Origin of the sequence: Synechococcus sp. R3-13, assembly GCF_047462195.1 — a bacterium.
Classification (GTDB): domain Bacteria; phylum Cyanobacteriota; class Cyanobacteriia; order Thermostichales; family Thermostichaceae; genus Thermostichus.
This window is the reverse complement of the sequence record NZ_JANSIO010000244.1, coordinates 3662-12405: the sequence shown is the minus strand read 5'-3', so window position 1 is coordinate 12405 and position 8744 is coordinate 3662. Positions and strand designations below refer to the sequence as shown.

Here is an 8744-nt window from a genome sequence, read left to right as displayed (position 1 = left end):
TTCGCACGGTCATCGCTGCCGACTTCGACAACGACGGCTACCCGGAGCTGTTTTTCAACAACATCGGCGAGCCCAACCGTCTGTTTGCTTGGCGCTCAGGCCGTTGGCAAGCCATTGACATTGGAGATGCTGCCGAGCCCCAGGGATTGGGGACAGGAGCAGCAGTGGCCGATGTGGATGGGGATGGTCGTCTGGAATTGTTGATTGCCCATGGGGAGTCTGGCGCCCAGCCTCTCAGCTTCTATCGCCCTCAGGCCAATGCCAACAACTGGCTGAGAGTTCTGCCCCTCACCCGCCAGGGAGCCCCGGCCCGCGGCGCGTTGGTAAGGCTGCTCACCTCCACCCGTACCCAGATCCAGGCCATCGACGCCGGCAGCGGCTACCTCTGTCAGATGGAGCCGGTGGCCCACTTTGGCCTGGGATCCGAAACAGGGGTCAAGGAAATCCAGATCCAGTGGCCGGATGGGAAACAGTTGCAGGTGGCCCACCCACCGGTCAACCAGCTTTTGCGGATCCCTTATCCCCGCTAGCCGCCAATCTGAGACATGGTGCGCCGGTAGGATCCCTGGCTGCCGGTGTCCCGTCCTTTGAAGTTGATGTCCGGCTTGATGTCCAGCAGTTCTCGCACCTGCTGTCTTAGCCTTTCGGCAGGGATCCCAGCTCGCAGCGGATCCCGCAGGTTGATTTGGCCGGATTCGTTGAGCAGGCAAGGGCGCAGCCAACCGTCGCTGGATAGCCGCATGCGGTTGCATCGATCGCAAAAGCACTCCGACATCTGGCTGATAAAGCCCAAGGTGCCTTTTGCCCCCGGGATTCGAAACACATCCGCCGGCCCATTGCCGGCCACAAACCCGGGTTCCAGGCCAAAGCGAGCGCGAATTCGCTGTCGCAGCACCTCAGACTCCACCCAGCCGGCCTGCTGAAAGAGGGCGGCATTGCCGATGGGCATAAACTCGATGAAGCGCACATGCCATTGTCGCTCCAGGGTAAGGGCAGCCAGATCTTCCACTTCCGATTCGTTGAGCCCAGGGATCACCACCACATTCAACTTGAGGGGATCGAACCCCACTTGGTGAGCAACTTGGATCCCGGCCCAGACCTGCCGCCAGCGATCCCGCCCCGTGATCAGTCGAAAGGTCTCGGGGTTGAGGGAATCAAAGCTGATGTTGATGCGGCGCAACCCCGCTTCATAGAGGAGTTGAGCTTTTTGGCTGAGGTTGAAGCCGTTGGTGGTAAGGGCCACATCTCTCACCCCAGGCAGGCTGCATAGAGCCCGGATGAGGTGCTCCAGCCCCGGCCTCAGCAGGGGTTCGCCGCCGGTGAGGCGAAAGCAATCGATCCCCAAGGGCAAAAACACCTCTTGAACCAGCGTAAGGATTTCCTCATCAGTCAAGCGCTCTGGGGCTTGCAGCCAGGCCAACTCTGCCTCGTCGGGCATGCAGTACTGGCAGCGGAAATTGCAGCGATCGATCAAGCTGATGCGCAGATAGTTGACGGTCGGCATGGCAAGCTGGGCCAGGAAAAAAATGGCAACCTTTCCCCTCAAGGGCACTTTCCGTCGCTTTTGGAAAACCTCCCAGAGTCTTCATCCGTGAAGGCAGCGAGAACCGTCTTGAGATTTTAGCTGGCGGGGGCAACACCTCCAGTTTGCAGGATACTGCGAGGATTGAGGTGCAAATCTCTACCCAGATTCATTGCAGTGCTTCGCGTGCAGCAGGGGTGGTGAAGCAGCGAGCCAGCAGAAAGAACAATCCCTCCATCTCCGCTGGCTGCTCAGCCTATGGCTTTTGTGTGATGACCGACAAAGGCGCACCGCCACAGGAAGGCAGGCAGCAGGTGGTGATACACAACGCGCCCATCACAACCCTGACCATGAGTTCACCCTCAAGGCGCAGGGTGCTGGGCAAGCCTATAGTGGAGGCCGGTCATGGGCAGTTCCTGAACTCGGCGCTGCCCTGGGTTGGGTTCAAGCGGGGCAAGGCTGGAGCCAGAGAGAGGGCGGCAGGCACCTCTCAGGAGTGTCCGGCGTGGGGTGAGGCGCTGAGAACCCGCTGGTATGAGTGCTCTTGTGGCTGTTGGCTGCCCAGGGATGTTGCCGGTGGGATGGTGCTGCGGGATCGGGTTGGGGAGCGCGGTGAGGTGCTCGCCAGGGGGACGAAGTCCTCAAAGGCCCCTGGAGAGGTTCTGGCGGGGATGTCCTCTAGGGCATCGGGTCAAGACTCGGTGAAGGGGGAATCTCCTGCTACTTGCTTTGCGTTAGCGGGATGAGCGTCAAAACTGGGCTTGGATGCGGTCAAACAAGGCCCCATCGGCAAAAAAGCGGTTTTGGACAACCTCCCAGCCTCCCAGGTCGGCGACGGTAACCAGCTTCTCAACAGGAGGGTACCGCCAGGCAAACTCTTGGGCCACCGTCGGCTCCACCGGGCGAAAGCCCACCTCGGCAAAGGCCCGCTGCGCTTCTGGGGTGAATAGGTAGTCCACAAAGGCTTCGGCCACGGCACGGGTACCTTTGCGATCCACATTGGCATCCACCACGGCTACGGGGTTGTCGATGGAAATGTTGGGATCCGGCACCACATAGGACAGGGATTGGCCGCGCAAGCCCGCCAGGATCACCTCATGTTCGTAGGTAATCAGGGCATCCCCTTGCCCTTTTTGGAAAAAAACATCGGTGGCCTCTCGTGAGTCCCGCGGCAAAATGCGGACATTCTTGTAGACCTGGGTGGTGAAGGCCAGAGCCTGGGGTTCAGGGACAGCGCTCCAGAGGGCTAAAAAGTTCCAGCGGGCGCCCCCTGAGGTCTTAGGGTTGGCGGTAACCACCTGCAAGCCGGGCCGAGCCAGATCTTGCCAAGAGCGGATCCCCTGGGGGTTGCCCTCCCGCGTCACAATCACTGCCACCGAACGGGTAACGATCCCTTGGTTGGGGGTACGGGCTTCCCATCCCGGCTGGATGAGACCCGCAGCCACGAGGCGCTCCACATCCAGGGCCAGAGCCAAGGCCACCACATCGGCATCCAGCCCGTCAATAACTGCCCGCGATTGCGTTGCTGAGCCGCCGTAGCTGCTTTCTACGCGCACCCGTTGCCCCGTTTTCGCCAGCCAGTGGGCCTCAAAGGCAGGAACGATTTTCCGGTAAGCGTCTCGAGTTACCGCAAAGGAGGCCAGGAGAATCGCTACTTCCTCTCTGGATCCCCCTGAGCCCATACCGCTGACACAACCACTGAGGCCAAGAAGAAGGCCAAAAATTAGGGATCCCATCCCCAGCCACCGCCCCATGCTCACCGGCAGCCTGCGGATCCCGGCCCCAACTCTCCCAGACCAGACCACCTCGATTGCTGAGGGGATCCCCCATTTGTTCGCAGGTGTCCCTTCAGTGTTCATAGCAATCCCCAAAAACTTCTCCTCCTCCTCAGAGGGAGTCCGCCCTCACCCCCAACCCCCCTCCCAAAAGGGGAGGGGACAAGCGCCAGGACTCTTCCCGTCTTATTCTACGGTAAGCCAGTCGGTAAACCGTTTTTAGTTCTCTGGGGATCTCTAGGGGGAGCAGGTGGCGAGGATTGGCGGATCGGAGATTAAAGCCAGAGCAGCCTTGAAGATCCCGGGATCCTCTGGAGAAGGGCGCAACTGAAACCCCAGCCGCTGACACAGGCGGCGCATGGCCTCGTTTTCGCCAAGAACCTCGCCGGTGAGGTGCTGGATCCCTTCGCAGCGGGCCACCTGAATGAGGCGGGTCAACAGCTCTGTGCCAATCCCTTGCCGTTGGTAGGGATCCGCCACCAGCATGGCAAACTCTGCTTCTTGGGGAAAGCCATGTTTTCTGGAGAGGCGGCTGATGCCGAGGATTAAGGACTTCGTGCCGCTGACGCGATTGGCCTCTGGCTCCTGTTTTTCTGCTACTAAGGCAATCTCGCGGTCGTAATCGTTAAAGCAAATGCGGGTAAGGCGCTCGTGGGCGACGCGGACGCTGTATTTGATCGGGTGGAAGTAGCGCAGATAGACGCTGTAATCGGAGACGTGGCGGTGAAAATCGATCACCAAAGGCTCGTCTTCAGGGCGAATGGGGCGAATGGTGATGCCGTCCCGGAAGCTCCAGATGTACTGGGTGGGATAGGGGCGGATGGCCAAGGGCACCTGGGGATCCTGCTCGGTTCGCAAAATGACGCGGGCATCCAAAGCCAGCAGGCCCTCGCTGGAAGCCAGCAGCGGATTGATGTCGATCTCTTTAATCTCCCGCTGCTCGGCCACCAGTTGGCTAAAGCGCACCAAGAGCTGTTCTAGGGCCTCCAGATCGACGGCTGGGCGTCCGCGTACCCCCCTGAGGGCTTTGTAGATGAGGGTGTTTTCCATCAGGCGCCGCGCCAAGGTGGTGTTGAGGGGGGGAAGGCCAATGGAGCGATCCTGAAACACCTCCACCAGTTGTCCGCCACTGCCAAACAGCAACACCGGCCCAAACTGGGGATCCTGGCTGCTCCCCAGGATCAGCTCATAGCCATCCGTGTCCACCATCGGCTGCACTGTGACCCCCTGGAAGTGCTCCGGACCCGCTTTCTCGCTGACGTTGCGGAGGATTTGCCCGAAGGCCCGGCGCACCGCCTCAGCATCGGGCAGGTTGAGCTGCACGCCGCCCACATCGGTTTTGTGGGTGAGGGTGTGGGAGTAGAGCTTCACCACCACCGGGTAGCCCATAGCCTCGGCAGCTTCCACCGCCGCTTCGGGACTCTCAGCCACCCGCGTCGGCACCACCGGGATCCCGTAGGCGGCCAGGATTTCCTTAGATTCGACCTCCGTGAGAAGCGTGCGGCCTTCCCGCCTCGCCTGGGCAAGGGTTTGCTGCACCTTGTCGCGCTCTACCGCTGTTGAAGGGGGCAGAGTGGGGGTCTCGTAGAGGGCCTTGAGGTTGTAGCTAAATCGCCACAAATAGCCGAACACCCGCGCCGCTTGATCCGGGTAGCGATAGGTAGGGATCCCGGCTTGGTTGAGGATGTGCTCGCCCGCATCCACGCCAGCTCCCCCCATCCAACTGGCCAGGATAGGCTGCCGGGATCCGCTGCGCCGCCAGGTCTCCACCACTTTCTCAGCCGTGCGGGTGGGATCCGTCATGGCTTGGGGGGTGAGGATGACCAGACAGCCCTGGCTGCCGGGATCCCGCAACACCACTTCCAAAACTTGGGCAAAGCGCTCCGGATCTGCGTCCCCCAAAATGTCAATGGGATTGCCGTGGCTCCAGTGGGGGGGCAAGATCCGCTCAAGCTGCTCCAGGGTTTGGGGAGAAAGCTCGGCCAGGGATCCCCCGGCGCGAATGAGGGCATCGGTGGCCAGCACCCCTGGCCCGCCGGCATTGGTGAGGATGGTCAGGTGAGGGCCCTGAGGACGGGGCTGTTTGGCCAGCACCTCCGCCAGGTCGAAGAGATCTTCAATGTGATCCACCCGCAGCACGCCGCAACGGCGGAAGGCCGCATCCAACACTGCGTCGCTGCCGGTGAGGGAGCCCGTGTGGGAAGCGGCTGCTTGGGCCGCCGCCTGGGTGCGCCCCGCCTTGATGACAATGATGGGCTTGCTCAGGGCCACCTCTCGGGCCGCGGACAGAAAAGAGCGGGCATCCCCGATGGATTCCATGTATAGGACGATGCTATGGGTATGGGGATCCTCGCCCAGGTAGTCAATCAGATCTCCCCAGCCCACATCCAGCATGGATCCCAGAGAGATAAAGGCGCTGAAGCCCACATTTTCCTGCAGGCTCCAGTCCAAAATCGAGGTGCACAGGGCCCCACTTTGGCTGATGAAGCCCACATTGCCGGGCCGGGCCATCTGGGCAGCAAAGGTGGCGTTTAAGCCCGTGTGGGGGTTTTGGATCCCCAGGCAGTTGGGGCCAATCAAGCGCAGCTTCCCAAGGACTCCGTCCCGCTGACGCGATTGGATAGTCTGCTGAATTTGCTTCTCCAGCTCCCAGCCAGCAGGGCCCGTTTCCTTGAAGCCTGCTGAAAGAACAATGGCGCCCTTGACCCCGGCTTCTACGCACTCCTGCACCACCTTGGGCACCCCCGCTGCCGGAATGGCAATAATAGCCAGATCCACCGGCTCCGGCAAAGCGGAAAGCCGCTCATAGGCCCGGATCCCCAACACCTGGTGCCGCTTGGGATTGACCGGGTAAACCGTGCCGCCAAAGGGGTGGCTAATGAGGTTCCACAACACCGTCCGCCCCACGCTGCCCTCCCGCTCCGTGGCCCCCACCACCGCCACCGAACGGGGCAGAAAAATGGGATTCAGGGGATGGGATCGGGCCCTCCAGATATCCACACTGGGATCCAGTCGTTGCCACATACCCTACTCCTTAGGCCAACACTGGTTCCGGCTGGTGGTAGAGGGCAGAATCCACCCGGCAGCCCCGATAGGCCAAAACGTACAGCTCCTTCATGTCTTGAATGAGGGGATAGCGGGGGTTGGCGCCGGTGCATTGGTCGTCAAAGGCTTGCTCCGCCATCGCCTCCAGACGGTCGTAAAACTCCCGCTCTTTCTCCCCCAGGGCCTCGCGAATGGTGGCCGGGATCCCCAGTTTCCGCTTGAGTTCTTCGATGGCCTCGATGAGGCGCATGACCTTTTCATCGTCATCCGCCCCGCCCAACTGCAGGTAATCGGCAATTTCAGCGTAGCGGTGCTTGGCGTTGGGATAGCGGTATTGGGGAAAAATGGCCTGCTTAAAGGGGGCGTCGGTGGCGTTGTAGCGGATGACGTGGGTAATCATCAGGGCATTGGCCAGGCCGTGGGGCAGATGGAAGGTGGATCCCAGCTTGTGGGCCAGGGAGTGGCACACCCCCAAAAAGGCGTTGGCAAAGGCCATGCCGGCAATGGTGGCGGCGTAGTGGACTTTTTCCCGCGCTTCGGGATCCTCGGCGCCCTTCTCGTAGGCCCGCGGCAGGTAGGTCATCAGGAGCTTGATGGCCTGCAGGGCCAGCCCATCGGTAAAGTCGCTGGCCATCACCGACACATAGGCTTCCAGAGCATGGGTGAGGGCATCGATACCCCCGTAAGCCGTTAGCTTCTTGGGCATCTTGAGGGTGAGATCCGGATCCACAATGGCCATGGTGGGGGTGAGGGCGTAGTCCGCCAGGGGGTATTTGATCCCCACCCGGTCATCGGTCACTACGGCAAAGGGCGTCACCTCGGATCCCGTGCCGGAAGTGGTGGGGATGCAGATGAGCTGAGCTTTTTGCCCCAGTGGCGGCAGCTCGTAAACCCGCTTGCGGATGTCCATAAAGCGCATCGCCAAGCCATCAAACTCCACCTGGGGCTGCTCGTACATCAGCCACATCACCTTGGCCGCATCCATCGGGGATCCCCCACCGACCGCAATAATCACATCCGGTTGAAACTGGCGCAACTGCTCCAGACCGCGATTGACGTTGCTGAGGGTGGGATCCGGCTCTACATCGTGGTACACATCCCAGCTCACGCGAATCTCATCCAAAACCTGGGTGATGGGATGCAATATGCCCAACTCAAAGAGCGGCTTATCGGTCACCAAAAAGGCGCGTTTTTTGCCGGCCAATTCCCGCAGAGCAATGGGTAGACATCCGGGCTTGAAGTAAATCTTGGGCGGGATCCGAAACCAGAGCATGTTTTCCCGACGTTGGGTTACCGTTTTAATGTTGAGCAGGTGGCGCGGCCCCACATTCTCGGAGATCGAATTGCCTCCCCAAGTGCCACAGCCCAAAGTCAGAGAGGGATCTAGCTTGAAGTTGTAGAGATCCCCGATTGCCCCCTGGGAAGAGGGAGTATTGATCAACACTCGCGCCGTTTGTAGGGCATTTTCAAAGTAGGCAATATCGTCCCGATTGGCGGGATCTGTATACAAAACAGAGGTGTGTCCCCGCCCGCCGAAATTGACCAGTTGGACAGCAACATCTACGGCGCTGTGGAAATCGTTGGCGCGGTAGAGGGCCAGAACAGGGGCCAATTTTTCGTAGGAGAAGGGCTCCTCCGGCCCCACCTTCTCCACTTCCCCAATCAGCAGTTTGGTGCCTTCGGGTACCTGGATCCCGGCCAGGGCAGCGATGGTCTGCACCGACTGGCCCACAATGGCCGGATTGAGGCGACCGTCTTTGAGAAGGATGCGGCGTACTGCTTCGGTTTGTTCCAGATCCAAAATGTAGGCCCCCCGATGGCGAAACTCGGCCTTGACCTGCTCGTAGATGGCATCCACCACCACCACTGCCTGTTCTGAGGCACAGATCATGCCGTTGTCGAAGGTCTTGCTCAACAAAATCGAGCTGACAGCCATGGGAATATCGGCACTGGCATCGATCACTGCCGGGGTATTGCCCGCTCCCACCCCCAAAGACGGGTGGCCCGAAGAGTAGGCCGCTTTAACCATGCCAGGCCCGCCGGTAGCCAAGATCAGCTTCACCTCAGGATGCTGCATCAAAGCCTGGGAGAGCTCAATCGTGGGCTCGTCAATCCAGCCGATCAACCCCACAGGAGCGCCCGCTGCCTCGGCAGCTTCTCTGACCACTTTGGCCGCGGCAATGGTGCATTGTTTAGCCCGCGGGTGGGGAGAAAAGATAATGCCGTTGCGGGTTTTGAGGGTGATCAGAGCCTTGAAAATGGTCGTTGACGTGGGGTTGGTTACCGGCACAATACCTGCCAAAAGACCCACCGGTTCAGCAATTCTCTCGTAGCCAAAACTCTCATCTCGCTCGATGACTCCACAGGTCTTTTCGTGTTTGTATTTGTTGTAAATGTATTCT

Annotated in this window: 5 protein-coding genes; 1 reads left to right on the top strand and 4 read right to left on the bottom strand. The window is 60.2% G+C overall.

Features of this window, described 5'->3' with window-relative positions:
- The coding region (locus tag NW856_RS07630) for a CRTAC1 family protein (RefSeq protein ID WP_414399710.1) at positions 1-530 on the top strand (530 nt) is incomplete at its 5' end.
- On the opposite strand, the gene moaA is transcribed toward NW856_RS07630, so the two are convergent.
- The 4 genes from moaA to adhE form a co-directional block, all read right to left on the bottom strand.
- On the bottom strand, positions 527-1504 hold the full coding sequence (moaA, locus tag NW856_RS07625) for a GTP 3',8-cyclase MoaA (protein ID WP_414399709.1): 978 nt from the start codon (positions 1502-1504) through the stop codon (positions 527-529). The genes NW856_RS07630 and moaA overlap by 4 nt on opposite strands.
- A gap of 767 nt (positions 1505-2271) precedes the next feature.
- Positions 2272-3381, bottom strand: coding sequence for a sulfate ABC transporter substrate-binding protein (locus NW856_RS07620; protein ID WP_414399708.1), 1110 nt, complete (start codon positions 3379-3381; stop codon positions 2272-2274).
- 153 nt (positions 3382-3534) lie between these two features.
- Positions 3535-6321 (bottom strand): GNAT family N-acetyltransferase, encoded by a 2787-nt coding sequence (locus NW856_RS07615; RefSeq protein ID WP_414399707.1) that lies wholly within the window; start codon positions 6319-6321, stop codon positions 3535-3537.
- Positions 6322-6331: 10 nt separating this feature from the next.
- On the bottom strand, positions 6332-8744 hold a 2413-nt coding region (adhE, locus tag NW856_RS07610), incomplete at its 5' end, for a bifunctional acetaldehyde-CoA/alcohol dehydrogenase (protein WP_414399706.1).